This is a genomic window from Clostridium sp. E02, from assembly GCF_003833015.1.
GTDB lineage: Bacteria > Bacillota > Clostridia > Lachnospirales > Lachnospiraceae > Lacrimispora.
The window spans coordinates 189,676-205,107 of sequence record NZ_RJLQ01000004.1 but is presented as its reverse complement, the minus strand read 5'-3'; the positions used below and the strand labels follow the sequence as shown (position 1 = coordinate 205,107).

The 15,432-nt window shown below is 35.7% G+C and carries 21 protein-coding genes; 5 read left to right on the top strand and 16 right to left on the bottom strand.

From position 1 onward, the window contains the following. Positions 1-616 precede the first annotated feature (616 nt). From EFT72_RS04430 to EFT72_RS04420, 3 genes are read left to right on the top strand one after another with little or no spacing between them, the layout of a single operon-like run. Entirely contained in the window at positions 617-1,594 is a 978-nt protein-coding gene (locus EFT72_RS04430) for an ABC transporter permease (protein WP_124065698.1), read from the top strand. Continuing rightward, a complete protein-coding gene (locus EFT72_RS04425; RefSeq protein WP_124065697.1) occupies positions 1,582-2,694 on the top strand; it encodes a hypothetical protein in 1,113 nt (370 codons plus the stop codon). Before EFT72_RS04430 ends, EFT72_RS04425 begins: the two co-directional genes overlap by 13 nt. A gap of 43 nt (positions 2,695-2,737) precedes the next feature. After that, on the top strand, positions 2,738-3,364 hold the full coding sequence (locus tag EFT72_RS04420) for an ABC transporter ATP-binding protein (protein ID WP_164473070.1): 627 nt from the start codon (positions 2,738-2,740) through the stop codon (positions 3,362-3,364). Positions 3,365-3,386: 22 nt separating this feature from the next. Here EFT72_RS04420 and EFT72_RS04415 read toward each other — a convergent pair whose 3' ends face one another. Next, complete coding sequence (locus EFT72_RS04415) at positions 3,387-4,643, bottom strand: glycoside hydrolase family 18 protein (RefSeq protein ID WP_124065695.1); 1,257 nt, start codon at positions 4,641-4,643, stop codon at positions 3,387-3,389. 306 nt (positions 4,644-4,949) lie between these two features. Between EFT72_RS04415 and EFT72_RS04410 the strand changes: the two genes are divergently transcribed. Beyond that, the gene (locus EFT72_RS04410; protein WP_124065694.1) at positions 4,950-5,852 is read left to right on the top strand and encodes an alpha/beta hydrolase; all 903 of its coding nucleotides are present in this window, start codon (positions 4,950-4,952) and stop codon (positions 5,850-5,852) included. Between the two features lie 67 nt (positions 5,853-5,919). Here EFT72_RS04410 and EFT72_RS04405 read toward each other — a convergent pair whose 3' ends face one another. From EFT72_RS04405 to EFT72_RS04385, 6 genes are all read right to left on the bottom strand, one after another. Then, entirely contained in the window at positions 5,920-6,477 is a 558-nt protein-coding gene (locus EFT72_RS04405) for a GNAT family N-acetyltransferase (protein ID WP_124065693.1), read from the bottom strand. An 87-nt stretch (positions 6,478-6,564) separates the two neighbouring features. Then, positions 6,565-6,906 (bottom strand): ArsC family transcriptional regulator, encoded by a 342-nt coding sequence (locus EFT72_RS04400; RefSeq protein ID WP_124065692.1) that lies wholly within the window; start codon positions 6,904-6,906, stop codon positions 6,565-6,567. A gap of 37 nt (positions 6,907-6,943) precedes the next feature. Further along, the gene (locus EFT72_RS19885; protein WP_347561837.1) at positions 6,944-7,141 is read right to left on the bottom strand and encodes an MmcQ/YjbR family DNA-binding protein; all 198 of its coding nucleotides are present in this window, start codon (positions 7,139-7,141) and stop codon (positions 6,944-6,946) included. After that, on the bottom strand, positions 7,060-7,290 hold the full coding sequence (locus EFT72_RS04395) for a hypothetical protein (protein ID WP_347561838.1): 231 nt from the start codon (positions 7,288-7,290) through the stop codon (positions 7,060-7,062). The genes EFT72_RS19885 and EFT72_RS04395 overlap by 82 nt, the downstream gene beginning before the upstream one ends. A gap of 55 nt (positions 7,291-7,345) precedes the next feature. Beyond that, the gene (locus EFT72_RS04390; protein ID WP_124065691.1) at positions 7,346-8,107 is read right to left on the bottom strand and encodes an MBL fold metallo-hydrolase; all 762 of its coding nucleotides are present in this window, start codon (positions 8,105-8,107) and stop codon (positions 7,346-7,348) included. A 79-nt stretch (positions 8,108-8,186) separates the two neighbouring features. Further along, entirely contained in the window at positions 8,187-8,414 is a 228-nt protein-coding gene (locus tag EFT72_RS04385) for a hypothetical protein (protein WP_124065690.1), read from the bottom strand. A gap of 191 nt (positions 8,415-8,605) precedes the next feature. On the opposite strand from EFT72_RS04385, the gene rsmH reads away from it, so the two are divergent. Then, positions 8,606-9,655, top strand: a complete 1,050-nt coding sequence (gene rsmH / locus EFT72_RS04380; protein ID WP_124065689.1) for a 16S rRNA (cytosine(1402)-N(4))-methyltransferase RsmH — start codon at positions 8,606-8,608, stop codon at positions 9,653-9,655. A 150-nt stretch (positions 9,656-9,805) separates the two neighbouring features. Here rsmH and EFT72_RS04375 read toward each other — a convergent pair whose 3' ends face one another. From EFT72_RS04375 to EFT72_RS04340, 9 genes are all read right to left on the bottom strand, one after another. Next, on the bottom strand, positions 9,806-10,135 hold the full coding sequence (locus EFT72_RS04375) for a nucleoside triphosphate pyrophosphohydrolase (RefSeq protein WP_124065688.1): 330 nt from the start codon (positions 10,133-10,135) through the stop codon (positions 9,806-9,808). Between the two features lie 63 nt (positions 10,136-10,198). Then, positions 10,199-10,417 carry a hypothetical protein gene (locus tag EFT72_RS04370; RefSeq protein WP_124065687.1) on the bottom strand — a complete coding sequence of 73 codons (219 nt, stop codon included), beginning with the start codon at positions 10,415-10,417 and terminating at the stop codon, positions 10,199-10,201. A gap of 556 nt (positions 10,418-10,973) precedes the next feature. Continuing rightward, positions 10,974-11,123, bottom strand: coding sequence for a hypothetical protein (locus EFT72_RS19150; protein ID WP_164473069.1), 150 nt, complete (start codon positions 11,121-11,123; stop codon positions 10,974-10,976). A gap of 528 nt (positions 11,124-11,651) precedes the next feature. Then, a complete protein-coding gene (locus EFT72_RS04365; protein WP_124065686.1) occupies positions 11,652-11,852 on the bottom strand; it encodes a hypothetical protein in 201 nt (66 codons plus the stop codon). A 28-nt stretch (positions 11,853-11,880) separates the two neighbouring features. Next, the gene (locus EFT72_RS04360) at positions 11,881-12,054 is read right to left on the bottom strand and encodes a DUF6440 family protein (RefSeq protein WP_124065685.1); all 174 of its coding nucleotides are present in this window, start codon (positions 12,052-12,054) and stop codon (positions 11,881-11,883) included. An 86-nt stretch (positions 12,055-12,140) separates the two neighbouring features. Continuing rightward, positions 12,141-13,250, bottom strand: a complete 1,110-nt coding sequence (locus tag EFT72_RS04355; protein WP_164473068.1) for a methyltransferase domain-containing protein — start codon at positions 13,248-13,250, stop codon at positions 12,141-12,143. A gap of 190 nt (positions 13,251-13,440) precedes the next feature. Continuing rightward, positions 13,441-14,280 (bottom strand): AraC family transcriptional regulator, encoded by an 840-nt coding sequence (locus tag EFT72_RS04350; RefSeq protein ID WP_124065683.1) that lies wholly within the window; start codon positions 14,278-14,280, stop codon positions 13,441-13,443. Positions 14,281-14,397: 117 nt separating this feature from the next. Continuing rightward, on the bottom strand, positions 14,398-15,027 hold the full coding sequence (locus tag EFT72_RS04345) for a DUF2812 domain-containing protein (RefSeq protein ID WP_124065682.1): 630 nt from the start codon (positions 15,025-15,027) through the stop codon (positions 14,398-14,400). Further along, positions 15,024-15,356 (bottom strand): PadR family transcriptional regulator, encoded by a 333-nt coding sequence (locus EFT72_RS04340; protein WP_124065708.1) that lies wholly within the window; start codon positions 15,354-15,356, stop codon positions 15,024-15,026. Before EFT72_RS04340 ends, EFT72_RS04345 begins: the two co-directional genes overlap by 4 nt. Positions 15,357-15,432 lie beyond the last annotated feature (76 nt).

Below are 15,432 nucleotides of genomic sequence, written 5' to 3'. Positions count from 1 at the left end.
AACCATCCATGGAGGCAGGCATCATTTGAAAAATATGCAAAAGGACAACGACACAGAAAAGAAATAGCCTAATTTACAAGCAGGTAACTGTAGTTTTATTAAAGTTACCCAAAAACTAATAGTACCTAGTTAAATCAAGCACCAGAAAACTGGTGCTTATGTTAAAACTTTTTCGGGACATTTTCAAAAACGGTTGACAGATTGTTATGGATATCGCTGTTAATAATGCCACAGAGCTTATCGGTGCCTACATTAATAAACTAAATACTTTAAATTCCAAAGGGCGAGTTTATTATATAATGATAGAGAGACCCTAATGAAGCTATAGTGCCATTAATGTATTGACACATCATTTTTTATTATCTATAATGTTAAGTATAATAACATAATATTTTTTTATTTATACTAACAATTAGATTTCGTAGTTAATATTATCAATAAAGAATTAAAGTAGAACATTGCCTAAAAAAGGGCAAATCATATACAGTCACTGTTAGTACAACAGAAAATACTGAATCGGATTATGTAGTTGGTAATGTAACTGTAGAATAGAAATATAATAGTTTAGAAATTTTGACAAGAGCATTAATAATGCTCTTGTCAAACAGGTAAATATATGGCATATAATTATAACTGTTTGAAAAGATATATAAAGTTACTTAGAAAATATATTCGTTATGATATTAGAATTTTAATCTATATTTTATTGCTATTAACCTTTGTTTTTTTTAATATCAATTATTTACTGGATAAGGAAATAAACAAAAACCTAGTTGCTTATGGTGGAATTAACGAGTCTATGACTACGTATAATATCGAATTAGATAATGATGCTTCTAAAAACGAATTAAGTATAATACTTGATTTATTTGACGAGTTCCATATCGAAAATATAAAAGAAATATGGTTGAAATTTGGTCCCTTATCGAAGGTAGGTGTTGAATACTCTACTGATTCTCCTGTCTCTTATAAGAATATAAAAGGGCGAGGATTTACGAGAAATGAAAGAAACAGCGGAAAAAAAGTAATTATTTTAAGTAATGAGGATTATCTAAACTATTATTCTGATTATAGGACAGGGGCAACAATATTACTAGGAGATCAACATTTTAAATTGATAGGTATCTCTTACGATTCTGATCAATCAATAATCCCTTTTAAATGTCTGCTTGGTGATCATATGCAAGGTGCATTTGATATAAATCACCTTGTAATAAAAACAGAAAGACATATTAACAAAAGAGCAATACGTAACAAAACAAAAGAATACTATAATAAATCAGGAAAAAATAATTCCGAAGATTTATTTAAAATAAAGCCTCTTTTTTGGAATGCGATTGAAGATATATTTAACAATTTTATTGATTACTTTTTTTCAATTATTTTATTATTACTTTTTTGCTTATTGTCTCTTTTTCAAACATGTTATATCTTATATTATAAAAATCAAACACACCAATCTGCCTTTTTATATTCAGGTGGATCCAACGAGTTTTTAAAACATATTCTTTATGGTGAAATTCTTATCACTATACTGGTATCATTTTTATTAAGCCATTTAATTATATTGGGTGAAAAAATATGGATAAGTTAAAGCGTTTTCTTTATTTAATAGGTATGAATTTCAAATTTCCAATCGGTTATTGTGCTCTCGTGTCGGTCAGTCTTGTGTTTTATTTTAATTTTTGCTTTACCCAATATACAAATTTAAAAAACAGAAATGAATTTTTAGAAAAAATTAATTATACGAATATTTACCAGGCTACTCTAGCAATCACACCAGATTTTAATTACAATAGTATAATTGCAGATATAAATTTTAATTTGGGTACGAATGGGAGAATATTGAATTTTGATAGGAATCCTTTATACACCACGATTAAAAAAAATCAGACTATAATAATTCGTACCATAACAAAGGAGGAAGCTTCTTTATATCATATTTTTGATCATGGTAATAAAAATTCCGGAGCTTATTCCGCTATCGTTGGGAATAAGTTTAAAAATGACTTTAAGATAGGACAAGCTTATGATATTCCTTTGGGTATCTATGTTCATGAGATGAATAAACAAATCAATATAAACATCATTGGATATTGTAATAATCAATTACTTTTTGATCCTGGTTATGGAGATTTGGGTCGTGTCGATAATGAAATCTTGATCTATGATCCTGACAATACGTTACCTGTACATTTAAATCAATTTAACACGCCTGTTTTCAAAATTTATCTGTATGTCAATAATGATAGAGAAGCTCTAAATATTTTATCGAATTATTGTTTAATTAAATTTAATAAAATACAAAATAAAATTGATAAATTTTCTGCTATCAAAGCAAATTTACTACCTGCCTACTCCAAATTTATGTTATTAGGTATTCTCCTATACCTCGTGTTGTATATTAATTTATATGTTCTTTTTTATTATAAAAAGAAAAAATATATAATCACATTTAACATCTGTAATTTTACTAAAAAATTCTATATATTATGCATCGGTGTTACAAATCTTGTGCAACTTATCACCGGATTTATGATTGGTCAATTATTATGGATATTCTATTGCATCATAAGTCGTTCATTTTACGTTCATAACGAATTTATTATTTTTACCCTTCTTTTTTTCATCCATTTTATTATATTTATCATATTAAGCCGGAGGTATCCATACATTGAACGAACCTATCATTGAAGTTAAAAACCTTACGAAAACATATAATCATGGTGATTATTGTGTGTTAGATCGAGTATCCTTTACCATAAACAAAGGAGAATTGGTTGCTATCGTAGGACAATCTGGTTCCGGAAAAACAACCTTGTTAAACATATTATACGGTCTTACCGATTACGATGAAGGGATCTATAAAGCGAATAATACGATCCTGCAAAATCTTAGTATAAAGGAAAAGCAAAAATTTAGGCATAACTATTTGGGATACGTTCCACAAGATTATGGGCTCATTAAAGAATGGAGTGTCTATGATAACATTAGTTTGCCTCTATTGTTTCATGAAAAAAAATCAACCAAAGAAATAAAATATTGTATAAATTCTATGCTAAGACGTGTTCATCTTAATAAATTCGACTATATGAATAGAAAGGTTGCCCTATTATCTGGTGGGGAACAACAGCGTGTGGCACTATCCAGAGCATTGATTACGAACCCTCAGATTCTCATAGCTGACGAACTTACAAGTGCATTGGACTATAAAATGACTATCAACATTATATCTTTGCTGTTAGAATTTTGTAATGCTGGTTTAACAATTATTTTTGCTACCCATGATGAAAAATTACTAGAACAGTGCAGTAAAATAATCTATTTGCAAAATGGAAAAGTTATAACAGATAACGGACTCTAAAAGAGTCCGCATGAATGAATTGTTATGGATTTAAACCGTTATATAACGCATGAAGTAATTCCCCATTAGAATCCTGACTTAGCTCCCATGCCATGGCTCCCCCCAACCCCTTTGATCGGATAAAATCTGTTTTGTACCCGATGGATTCGGAATCTTCATAGCTGATAAATATTGTTCCGTTAAACAACCAGGGAACCTTGGATTGAGGATGGAGATATCGGGTATACCCTTCTTTATTAAGATAATTATCTTTGACCGCTTGATATGGAATAGAACTTGCTCCCCCAAAGGTCTGGTACATTCCACGATTGGCATTTGGCACCGAGGAATAAAGATATCCGTAGAAGGGAATCCCCATTACCAACTGATCTGCTGGAAATGAGGCTGCCAGCCAAGTATTCACCGCTTTTTCTACACTGGTCTTATATTGAGGAGACGTATCTCCATTTTGGTAGAGCGGAGCCAGTAAATCCGTATGCGTATCCCAGTTCCCGTGAAGATCATACGTCATTAAATTGACATAATCCACAAGAGCCGCTATTTTAGGCAGTTCGACTTTATTTATGTACGAAGTATCAGCTCCACCGGCAAAAGTAAGCAAGTAATGTTTTTTGTCAATTGCTCCTCGCTGATCTAGTTTTTCCCTGATTTTCTGTAAAAGTCTGGTAAAATTTTCTTTGTCCTCCGGACGGTTTACATTGGTAACAAGACCTCCGCTTACCGGATACTCCCAGTCCAGGTCCACGCCATCGAATCCATAGTTTAAGATAAAATCCACACAGCTTTCAGCAAATGCTGTTCTAGATGCATCGGTGAGCGCCGCATCGGAAAACCGACCGGACCAATTCCAGCCACCCACTGAGATCAGTGTTTTGAGGTTAGGGTTCTTCTTTTTCAATTCATTCAGACCTCTTATGTTGTCCAAATCCACATCAGGATACCCAAGCGTCACTTTTAAATCAGACCCTATATTTGCGAACGCATAATTGATATGGGTCAGCTTACTGCCATCAATCTGATCCGGAGTCTTGCGTTGATAGGCGGCCCATGCTGCGTAATATCCCACAACTTTTAAGTCCTTTTCCGCCTTATCCTTTTCCTTATCCTTTTCCTTTTCCTTTTCCTTTTCCTTATCATTAAGTTGCTTCTCTTCCTGTAAGCGTATTCCAGGCCCTTTTATTTCTTCTGCATTCCCGCGAATCATCGGTACAGTTACTAGACTCAAAAGCAGCAACATAGAAATTGCGAGTACGGATATTTTCCCATCCTTTTTTTCCATTTTATCCCCCTTTTTTTCCCTTTTTTACCAGTATAGCATGGAGGGGAGACTTCTATCATTACGCAAAGTCTGGATGATCTGCATAAATATGGCAATTATTAAGGTTGAGAAAATGCACCCAAAGTCAAGAACCATGCGGTCTGTGACTTTGAAATTTTCCAGAAATAGATGCTGTTTGTATTACATGCCCTCACGAAAAGTCTATTCTGTAAATGGATATGTTAATTTATGCTGGAGATCTTTCCCTATATTTGTTACAATAAAAACGAACTTGTTAACAATGATTGGAGTAGGGGGTACCACATTATGTACATAGAAAAAAAACAAATCGGCGGAAAAGAATCGGAGGCATTTTATACTGCCTATTTTCTGAATGACTCCAAGGAACTTCTTCCTGGGAAAAAGCGTCCGGTCATCATTATTGCTCCCGGAGGTGGGTATTTATTTACCTCCGACCGAGAAGCGGAACCAATCGCAATGAAGTTTTTGTCCCTTGGCTATCATGCAGTCATTCTTCGTTACACTACGGGGAATCAGGACGGAACACGGGTAGGTGTTGCCGATACGGCACTTCGTGAATTGGCTTTAACGGTGTGTGATCTGAAACAGAATCATGACAAATGGCGAATTGATGAGAATAAGATTGGAATTTGCGGATTCTCTGCAGGTGCGCATCTAGCCGCCAGCTTAGGTGTACACTGGCAGGATCAACACTTGGTAGATTCCATAAAGGAAGCCAATGGAGACTCTTGCCTTCTAAAACCCAATGCTCTAATTTTAGGTTATGGTCTATTCGATTATCAGATCATGAAGGATCGCTCTCTCGCTCTTAAAAACGATGAAACGGTGAAAGACAATCTAGCTTTTATGGAAAAAGCAAATCTTGCACTTACTGGGGAAATGGAGTTGACTAAAGAAGTGATCTTAAAGTATAGTCCCAGCAAATGGGTATCAGATCAGACTCCTCCGGCTTTTTTATGGCACACAGCAAAAGACAGACTGGTCTATTCTGAAAATTCCCTTGTGTTTGCATTGGAACTGGCTAATCATCAAATCCCGTACGAAATTCATATATTCCAGGAAGGGGAACATGGTCTTTCTCTTGCCACGGAAGTGACTGCCAATAACCAGGATCAGATCGATGACGATTGCGCTATCTGGTTTCATTTAGCTACGCAATGGTTAAAAAAGAACCTTCCATTTTCATAAGTAAGTTGTTTCTGACATCAGATCTGCCTGCTATAAATGACAGACCCGATGTCAGGAATGTTTCCCCTCATTGATCTCTCAGCAAAATATATTTCATTTCATCGCCATAAGTTTGCAGAAACTGTGAAAAATTTCGCCCTTTTTCCATAAGTGTAAATCCACATTTCTTTATCACTTTTTCTGATTGACTATTTGTGGAACCATGCTGAATAGTCAAAGCCTCTAGGGAATGTTTTTCAAAACAAAATGCAATTACAGCCTTCACAGCCTCTGGCATTAACCCCTTCCCCCAATAATCTTTTGATAACACGTATCCAATCTCTTTAATTTTCATATTCTTATAAATTTCGTTATCGTTCAACCGTGAATGATGCAATCCCAAAGAACCTATGACCTTCTCGTTTTCTTTACAAACGATTGCAAATACATTTTTTTCAGAGATAAAATCACTTATTATTTTATGGGTTTCTTCTATTGTCTCATGGTGCTTCCAACCCGCCATTTCCCCAACTCCCTTAACAGAAGCATATTCAAACATATCCTTGATATCCTCTTCCTTCCAGCCACGAAGGATCAAGCGTTTTGTTTCTATTACCTCCTTAGAGCAGTCAATACATACATCCATAATTATGTAATACCTCCTTGATCGTAAATAGCTTCCTTTGTACTATGTCATCATTCTGACTTCTATTCCCATATAATCAAACTTTTTTTATTCCCAATTTTTCCAAATTTCAGGTTGATATCCAACGGTTGCTTGCTTTCCATTCCGTACAATCGGGGTCAGTAGTACCTGTTGGTTGTCTCGTACCTTTTCATCTTTTTCCTCATCAGTAATGTATCGAATCAGAGCCAGGGCATCCTGATCTTTACAATTCAAATTCAACATTTTATCAAGTCCCCCGACTGCCTGTTTCACACTAGAATACTCGCCTTTGCTCAGCCCCTTCTCTGTTAAATCAATGAACTGAAATTTTTTCCCTCGCTCTTTGAAATATCTCTGCGTTTTCTTTGTATCAAAACACTTCTTTGTTCCAAATATCTGTAGATTCATCTTTTGCTGTTCCTTTCTTTATATATCAAAGACATACTTAATTTTTCTTTTTCCTCTTGGGTTTTGTGAGATCATAACTTTCCTTTATCATTCTTTTAATATCGTTTTCTTTTACTGTCCCATCCAGAATAATTGAATTCCAGTGATCTTTGTTCATATGATACCCAGGTACCACCGACTTATAAGCACTTCGCCAGAAATCCCTCCACTCCTGATCGCATTTAATATTGAACATATGTTTCCATCCTTTTCAAAAATCCATGCAAATACTTTTTTGTTTCCTTTATGCCTTATCAAGGACCAGTTTGAATCATGGAAAGGCCTATCTTCATATGTTTCTGTCTGTTTCATACAAAATGCAATTGCTTCTGCCCTTGTTTTCATATTCGCATACTCTCTCCTACCTTGTTCACGTGTACGGCAATCGAATGATTGGGGATTATATCCAGATAGCAAAATCTCCGTACTCAAATGTTCCACTCCCGTGGTGCAGTTTGCCTTCTGTCTTTAGCTGCCAAAATGCCTTCTGCATTCTGTTAAGTATTTCCGGTTGGATATCCAAGCTGTGATGTGCCGGAAAAACTTGTTTTACCACAAGTGCTGCAATCCGTTCAATTGATTTGAGATATGCCTCTGGGTCAGTAGAAGGATAATAAGCAAACAACGTATCTTTGTAAACCAGATCACCAGTAAAAAGAAAACCACGTTCTTGCTCATAAAAACACATATGACCGGGGGAATGACCGGGTGTATGCAGCACCTTTAAGGTACGCCCACCGATGTCAATGACATCATGATCCTTCAAAACCCTTGTAGGCTTGCCTTGAAAGAACTCGTAATTGTCCACATTATACCCCAGTGGCAGATCACAGCGATCTACTACCATGTCCCTAATCTGTTCAATTGACAGCGGAAATTCTCCATTCAGCCAATTTAATTCAGCCTCATGGGCGTAAAAATCCGGAAAATACTTATGACCACCAACATGATCCCAGTGAATATGAGTTGCCACTGCGATAACTGGCTTATCTGTCAGCATTCTCACTTCGTCGTAAATATTGCAAATACCAAGTCCACTATCAATTAGAAGGCTATGATCAGTGCCTTCCAAAAGATAGGCATGTGTTTCTTCCCAATGCCGATACTCACTAATGATATGTGTATCCTTGTTGATATGATCGATTGTAAACCAATGATTCATTCGATTCATCCTTTCCTACTCATAAATAAAAATTTCTTCAATGAACATCTGAAATAATCGAGCATTTTTTTAAACTCAGTTATTGATTATGGCTATTATTTTTTATGGTTTTATCAATAAGTTCCCAAATTATACCTGAAATAATAATGACCAAAAAAACGATTGACCATATAATCCATGCATTGTTTGTACTTCCACCCCCTGGGTCTATGCCGTCTTTATTAAAAATCATACTACATATAAACCCGATTATATATCCTGCAACAGTTGAAACTATATAATCTATCATACCATAATAATTAGTCATTATCCAAATATTCCACCGTTAATATTGATTCGTATTATAATTCGTGCTAAAAAACCATAACGTTCTCTATTATACATTTGCTATTATGACACACATTTGATATCATGTAATTTATAGAAATATTCATAAACGTCAGTTTCACAGACGCTTTGGATCATATAATAAAAAATATAGAAAAGGTGGAAGCAAGAGTGGATAATCAGGAACAAAAACATCAGCGTCGACCCCGGTATAAAGGTACGCATCCCGTAGCTTTTAAAGATAAATATAAGGAACTGCAACCAGAGTTATATGCGGATGCTGTGGAAAAGGTAATTCAAAAGGGGAGTACGCCTGCTGGTATGCATCGTTCCATTTGCGTGAAAGAGATATTGGAAATCTTACAAATAACCCCTGGACAAACTGGACTAGATGCAACCTTAGGTTATGGTGGACATACGTTAGAAATGCTTAAATGTTTAAATTCAGAGGGGCACTTATATGCTACTGATGTAGATCCTATCGAATTGCCACGAACGAGGGATCGTTTGGCGCGCTTCGGTTATGGTCCAGAAATTTTAACAGTCAGGCAAACAAACTTTTCCAACATTGATCAAATCACTTCGGAATCCGGCCCGTTGAATTTTATATTGGCAGATCTGGGGGTTTCTTCGATGCAAATAGACAATCCGGAACGGGGATTTTCTTTTAAGACAGAGGGACCATTAGACTTACGGCTAAATCCATCGAAAGGAATCTCTGCTGCTGAACGTCTTAAAACGATTTCTCGAGATGAATTACAAGGTATGTTGTTAGAAAACGCAGATGAGCCTCATTCCGAAGAAATTGCACGGGCCATTATTTCAGCAATAAGAAAGGGGACAGACATATCAACAACAAGTCTTCTCCAACAAATTATTAAAGATGCGCTTACATTTATTCCTGAAAAAGATAGAGACAATGAAATCAAAAAATCCTGTCAAAGATGCTTTCAAGCACTGCGAATTGATGTCAATAAAGAATTTGAAGTGCTATATGAATTTTTAGAAAAACTACCTGAGGCCATGGCAGAAAGCGGGCGTGTTGCCATTCTTACGTTTCATTCTGGCGAAGATCGTCTCGTTAAAAAGTCTTTTCAACGCTTCTATCGGAAAGGAATCTATAGAGAAATAGCTCCTGAAGCAATTCGACCATCCGCAGCCGAATGCGGTTTCAATCCTCGCGCTCGATGTGCGAAATTGCGTTGGGCTGTAAAATCTTAACCATAAAAAGGGGTTGCTTGACTGAGTCTCAAGCAACTTTTTTTATGACCACTTTTACATTTAATCTTCCACGTTTCTAGCATAGATCTTCCACACTTTGCACATTTCCCTTTAGGAACAATGCCATGTGCATCATTTACAACTACATAATCAAATCTGATTCTCTTCATCCTCGTCCACATATTCCAAGAACAGTCTCTTCTCAAAGCCACCTCGATCTATATTTTTCTCTTGACGCTTTTCTTCTAAATCAGCTTTTGTATAACCACGAGCATTGCATATTGCATATAGTACTTCCAGTACATCTGCCATTTCTTCAAGACTTTTATCTTCTTGATACTCTTTCACTTCTTCTATAAGTTTTTTATCAAGAGCAGTTAGATACTCTTTTTCTGAAAGCGTTTTAAATTTTGCCTTATGTCCATTCATTTCAATCACTTCTGGAATTCTATCTCTTACCAGTTTGTTGTATTTTTTCAAGGGTATGTACCTTCCTTCCAGTATAGTCTTTTATGTATTCATGACCATTACTTTGTTCAATTCTTATGATTTCTTTCCAATATACAATCCATGTAGGCTTGCTCCCAAAATACTTGGCTCCTCACATGTTGAAATATGATATCCAAACCATTTATCAAAACTATTATTAGAAATAGCTTTCAATTTACCGTTTAGCGCATGAGCTGCTAATTCTTCTATTTCACTTGGCGTAGTAAATGTAAAAATAGAATCACTTAAATTAGCATAATTTGCAACTGTCATATTTATGTTACTCAATTTATCGTCTAAACACAATATGAATTGCGCAAATTTATTAATATATGATAATACAATCCTCACGCCTGGTCGTAAAACTCTACAGCATTTCTCCTTTATTGTTCGTGTTTTTGCTCCGATTGGTTGATATCAAGATTATATCTTCCTCGAACCCTTGGTGTTTTTGCTCCAATTGGCTTTATCAATTAGGCATATATTGATAATGGACTTACCTATAATTAGATAAGTCCACATATGGTTGACTGCGAAAGGCGTTTAATCACACCTTAATCTGATATATGCAAATCCTATGGCAATTTCCCCCAAAAAACAACTACAATAACTGAAATAACCGTTAAAGCAGTAAAAACATATTTATGTATCTTTTTTATGTCACGCATAAATATTATGCATGTCCAACTTATAGCAATAACAATGCTCATCGCTATCAATTGATAACGACTTATATCCCATCTATAATGATTTACAACCCACATTAGTACTAAGAAAAACAAATAAGTAATTTCTGCAATTGTTTCTATAACTTTTTTTACATTTTTCTTCATATTAATATGTAATTATTTGTTTGTGTTTCCGCTAAAACTTTGGACGTAGATATATTATTTATTTCTGCTGCTGAAACAGGTGTCACAAATAATGTCGCTACTGTAGTTATTGACAGTAACATGGCTAAAGCCTTTTTCATTTTCATATTTTCTCCTTTTAGATAGTTATATTTATCTAACTATTATATGAAGTACGGCCGTGACTCCGTATTTATTGTAGCACTTTAATATTTTTACATCAACAATTTTAAGCTTAAGTTATTCTTAACTAACTCCTATGTTAGATTCAAATAATTGCACAGCTTCTTCCTTTATTCGACATTTTTTGACATTATGTGCTATGGATATTTACGAAACATTTAAGATTTCTTATGATGTTTAGATTATTTAATTTTTAAATTAGTTTATTAGAGTAGGTCGTACCTCTCATTTATTATAACATAGTTCGTTTCGGCATCTGGATTCACAATAAATTCATTTACAACTGCTCTAAAAGCATATAACGTTTTTATTTAAAAATCCATTTTCCATTGACAATAAGGATTGCCTATTCTATGCATGATTCAAGACTGCCATACACCACAATTTCAAAATTTACACCACTCGTACACAATCCAAGCTAACAACATTATTTTCATACACCTTATCTTTTGCCTGAGCACGTTCAAATCGTTCTACAGCAAAGTGTACAAATCCATTGTCATTTTCAAAGAGGTATGTCCCAAATAGACCTGCACAGTCTTTGGCTGAATTCCAGCTTCAAAGCATCCCCGGACTTCCTTATCTTCATCTCTTACTAGTCGGATTCCTTTTGCAGGATTTTCCTTTGCATAATGATCAATCAATGCTTTGTTGAACATATCCTGTAATAACATGCGGATTCATATCCATTTCCCTCCCATATCATTTAGCCGATATAACAGGCTTTCCGTTTTCATCAAGCAAGGGAGTAAATCCAGATGCATTGCCATCTCTGTGAAATATATAATTTACACCCGTTTGCTTATCTATCCATATTTCCGTCACAGTTGCAAACTTTCCCTGCGCATAAATTCTCTCAAATCTCTCTGCAGACATATGATATCCTCCTATCCACCTATTAGTTATTCATAATTGTAGCCCATTGACTACTGATAATCAATCCTAAGCTTTCACATACTAAATTATATTGTGCCAAAAGAGATAAGAAGTCCATATAAATGTGTATAAGCCAGTGTCTCACGATTGTGACGTATAAAATCAGTCATTTGATTTTGCTTATTGCAGTAATGTTCTGCGTCTTTTCTATCCATTCCGTGATTCATAAACCGGTCGATAGCCCTTGTTCTCCACGCATCTGTTTTATTCTCATAAAACTCGTGAGCTTGTATAAAATCTGTCATTTTTTCATTATAATTATAAGATTCCGGTGAAATAAAACTAATCTTATCACTCATTCTTATATCAATATCTTTCACTCCAAGCTGTCTCATCATGTGGGGAATTTTCATACCAATGGAATAATCCCTTCCCTGACGTTCTAATTCGGTGCTCCACATTTTTCTAAATCCAGGATTTTCACATAAATAGTCATAATCCATACCCTCAATATAAAGCCCCGCATTTTCCAATTCTCTGTTAACCTCAACACATACAAGGTGCCCACCTTTTTTTGTAAAAGAAACCATTTTTTCAAGAAACAACTGAGGATTATCAACGTGCCTTAAAACTGCCTGTGTTATGACAAAATCGTATTTAAAATCAGATTCATATGTCAACACATTATCACAAATAAATCTTATATGATTATTGACGCTGCCAAGTGCCTCCCTACCCTTGTTAATAAGGTTTTCACTAAAATCTAATCCTGTATAAGTACTGCCTTCAGGCATAAGCGGCAAAATCATACTGCTTAAAAAACCATAGCCACAGCCACAATCCAGAATATTGACTGGATTATCAATTTTCCATACCTTTTCTATCAGAAATTGCAGATAATCTTTATTCCATAAAGAATCCCGGGTTCTTTTTAAGTATTCCAGGCGCTCACTCCAGTAACCTTTCAATCCCGCTTCAGAAGGAATATAGGTCAGTGACGGCAAAGGCTTTAATCCTAGCAGCTCATCAACTGAAACATCAAAGTATTGCGCCAGCTGAGGCAAAAGCGTTATATCCGGGAATGTTACATTTGTTTCCCATTTGCTTACAGTCTGGTACGCCACACCCAAAACATCTGCCAGTTCCTGCTGGCTGATTCCTTTATTCTTCCTAAGCTCGGCAATCATGATTTTCATCCGCCAATCCCTCCTTATATTCATATATAGATATTAACATAAGAATTTCATGTTTAGAATAACGCATTTCAAGAGTTTTCTCACGCTTTGAGTGAGTAACCCAAATTCTTATAAAACAGAAATAGCAGATCAGAGAAAAGGCATCTTCCTTTTTCCTGATCTGCTATTGTCTCAGTTTAAAGCCTTGTGTTTATTTCTTCCTGACAGGTATCCAGATTTCGCTGACATAGTCTTCACTCTGATTATTGCCTTCGGTATATACCTCAAAATCGCTTCCCTGAATACGCTCATAATCTGCCTGTGGCAGCCATTCACTATAAATTCGCTTCCAGACTTCCTGCATGGCTAAAGGCATGGGACCAATACACCTAAATACTGCCCAGGTATTTGCCGGAATCGTCATTAGTTCATATCCTTTTGGAACATCTGCTCCTTCGGCATACTCCTGACCGATTCCGTATCTAAATTCATCAGAATCCGGCATCTCCGGCTCGCAAATCCCCATATCGCTGGGTACCAGCTTATCGTAACCCTTAGAGAAATATTCTGTCCAGTAATCCGGAAGATCAGTAAAACTACTTTCCGATTTAAACAGCCTTGTCATAACCAATACCTTAAATGCTTCCCTCGTGATAACTTTGTAATCCATAACAGTTCCACCTTCCAATTTTATTTTGATCAAAAGGCGACTAAAGGATTTTAGCCCGGAACCCTCAACCTTAGCCTGAGTCGGCGTAACTCCATGAAAACGCGCGAACGCCTTTGTAAAGCTTTCCGGTGTCTCATACCCGTATTTTAATGCTACATCGATTATTTTCTTATCAGACGAAGCAAGTTCCTGACCTGCAAGAGAAAGACGTCTGTTTCTGATATACTCTCCCACAGTCATTTCTGTCAACAGACTGAAACACCTTTGAAAATGAAAATTAGAAATATAGACGTGCGCTGCGACTTCCTCACAGGTTAACTCTTCAAGCAAGTGATCTTCCATATATTCAATTGCTTTGTTAAGACTCCTGACCCATTCCATTCAAACACCTCCTGACAAAGTAATAATAACAAAATGGAACATATTCATCCTGTCACAGAATGCTTCAATTTGTCTATTGCATTGCGCAATGGATCAATACTCTCATTCAGATATTACTTATTCATGGATTTTCTCTTCCTCTTTCAGGCACTTCACCAATCGGAAATATTTTAACAGCGGGATAAGAAACAGCCCGCCAGTAAATATCAGGACTATTCTGACTACCAAAAGCATTGTATCCGATATTGAAGATGCATTTGGCACTAACGTCACAACTTCCAGCAGAAGTATCATTAACACGGCCCAGGCATACGCTCGCTTAACCCTTTTATATATATCCAATTTATCATCCAGATCTGTATGCAGTTCAAAAGGTTTCCCATCCCTCTTTTTCTCTAAAATCAAAAGTTCCTTATTAATCCCTCCTGGTGATGTAGCAATCTGTCCCAATCCTATTGCAAATGGACGCCATTTGATCTTACCAAATGAATAGTTGAGATTCATGTTTTTTGTAAAGGTCTGAAATCCCATGCTTTCAAGATATCTTCTATAATCCTTCGCCTGTGGATACGCCCTATGTCCCACAAATTCTACTTTATATTCATATTTATTAGGCTCACATTTATCAAAAACATAGGTGATCTTACCACATTTTCTTAGCCGAAAACCGCACTCAGCCATACGATTTAACCATCTTTCCTGACCGTCCATAAAGTCAAAAAAGTATCGGAATACTATTTTACTCATACGTTTTTACCCCCTGACATGATAACAGAAGCCAATTTCACAACCTCCCTCATTCGTTGTAACTCTTCCTCCGCTTTTTGTCTTCCAATATCAGTTATGACATATTCCTTTTTCTTGCTGCCGGCTTCATCATCATAAGAAACAATCCACTTCTTCTTTACTAATGTATTAATAGCTCCATACAAAGTGCCCGCGCCTAAAACAACCCGTCCATTGGTTTCTTTATCAATAAACTGCATGATTCCATACCCATGATTAGGTTGATATACGGCCAGTAAAACAAGAAAGGTTGTTTCAGTCAATGCACCGCCTTTTATATTATCCCGAATAATTATCGCTCCCATCTGTATTACGTTTACTGTAATAAGTATATCACTAAACGTAATAAATTTCAAGCAATTAGAA

Excerpts from the sequence above, each read along its gene's own strand:
- EFT72_RS04345 (WP_124065682.1), bottom strand. The coding sequence starts at position 15,027 with ATGAGTAAAATAGTATTCCGATACTTTTTTGACTTTATGGACGGTCAG.
- EFT72_RS04360 (WP_124065685.1), bottom strand. The coding sequence starts at position 12,054 with ATGTCTGCAGAGAGATTTGAGAGAATTTATGCGCAGGGAAAGTTTGCA.
- EFT72_RS04410 (WP_124065694.1), top strand. The coding sequence starts at position 4,950 with ATGTACATAGAAAAAAAACAAATCGGCGGAAAAGAATCGGAGGCATTT.
- EFT72_RS04385 (WP_124065690.1), bottom strand. The coding sequence starts at position 8,414 with ATGACTAATTATTATGGTATGATAGATTATATAGTTTCAACTGTTGCA.
- EFT72_RS04395 (WP_347561838.1), bottom strand. The coding sequence starts at position 7,290 with ATGAAAACAAGGGCAGAAGCAATTGCATTTTGTATGAAACAGACAGAA.
- EFT72_RS04350 (WP_124065683.1), bottom strand. The coding sequence starts at position 14,280 with ATGGAATGGGTCAGGAGTCTTAACAAAGCAATTGAATATATGGAAGAT.
- EFT72_RS04405 (WP_124065693.1), bottom strand. The coding sequence starts at position 6,477 with ATGGATGTATGTATTGACTGCTCTAAGGAGGTAATAGAAACAAAACGC.
- EFT72_RS04355 (WP_164473068.1), bottom strand. The coding sequence starts at position 13,250 with ATGAAAATCATGATTGCCGAGCTTAGGAAGAATAAAGGAATCAGCCAG.
- EFT72_RS04365 (WP_124065686.1), bottom strand. The coding sequence starts at position 11,852 with ATGTTATTACAGGATATGTTCAACAAAGCATTGATTGATCATTATGCA.
- EFT72_RS04430 (WP_124065698.1), top strand. The coding sequence starts at position 617 with ATGGCATATAATTATAACTGTTTGAAAAGATATATAAAGTTACTTAGA.
- EFT72_RS04425 (WP_124065697.1), top strand. The coding sequence starts at position 1,582 with ATGGATAAGTTAAAGCGTTTTCTTTATTTAATAGGTATGAATTTCAAA.
- EFT72_RS04400 (WP_124065692.1), bottom strand. The coding sequence starts at position 6,906 with ATGAATCTACAGATATTTGGAACAAAGAAGTGTTTTGATACAAAGAAA.
- EFT72_RS04370 (WP_124065687.1), bottom strand. The coding sequence starts at position 10,417 with ATGACAGTTGCAAATTATGCTAATTTAAGTGATTCTATTTTTACATTT.
- EFT72_RS19150 (WP_164473069.1), bottom strand. The coding sequence starts at position 11,123 with ATGAAAATGAAAAAGGCTTTAGCCATGTTACTGTCAATAACTACAGTA.
- EFT72_RS19885 (WP_347561837.1), bottom strand. The coding sequence starts at position 7,141 with ATGTTCAATATTAAATGCGATCAGGAGTGGAGGGATTTCTGGCGAAGT.
- EFT72_RS04415 (WP_124065695.1), bottom strand. The coding sequence starts at position 4,643 with ATGGAAAAAAAGGATGGGAAAATATCCGTACTCGCAATTTCTATGTTG.
- EFT72_RS04390 (WP_124065691.1), bottom strand. The coding sequence starts at position 8,107 with ATGAATCATTGGTTTACAATCGATCATATCAACAAGGATACACATATC.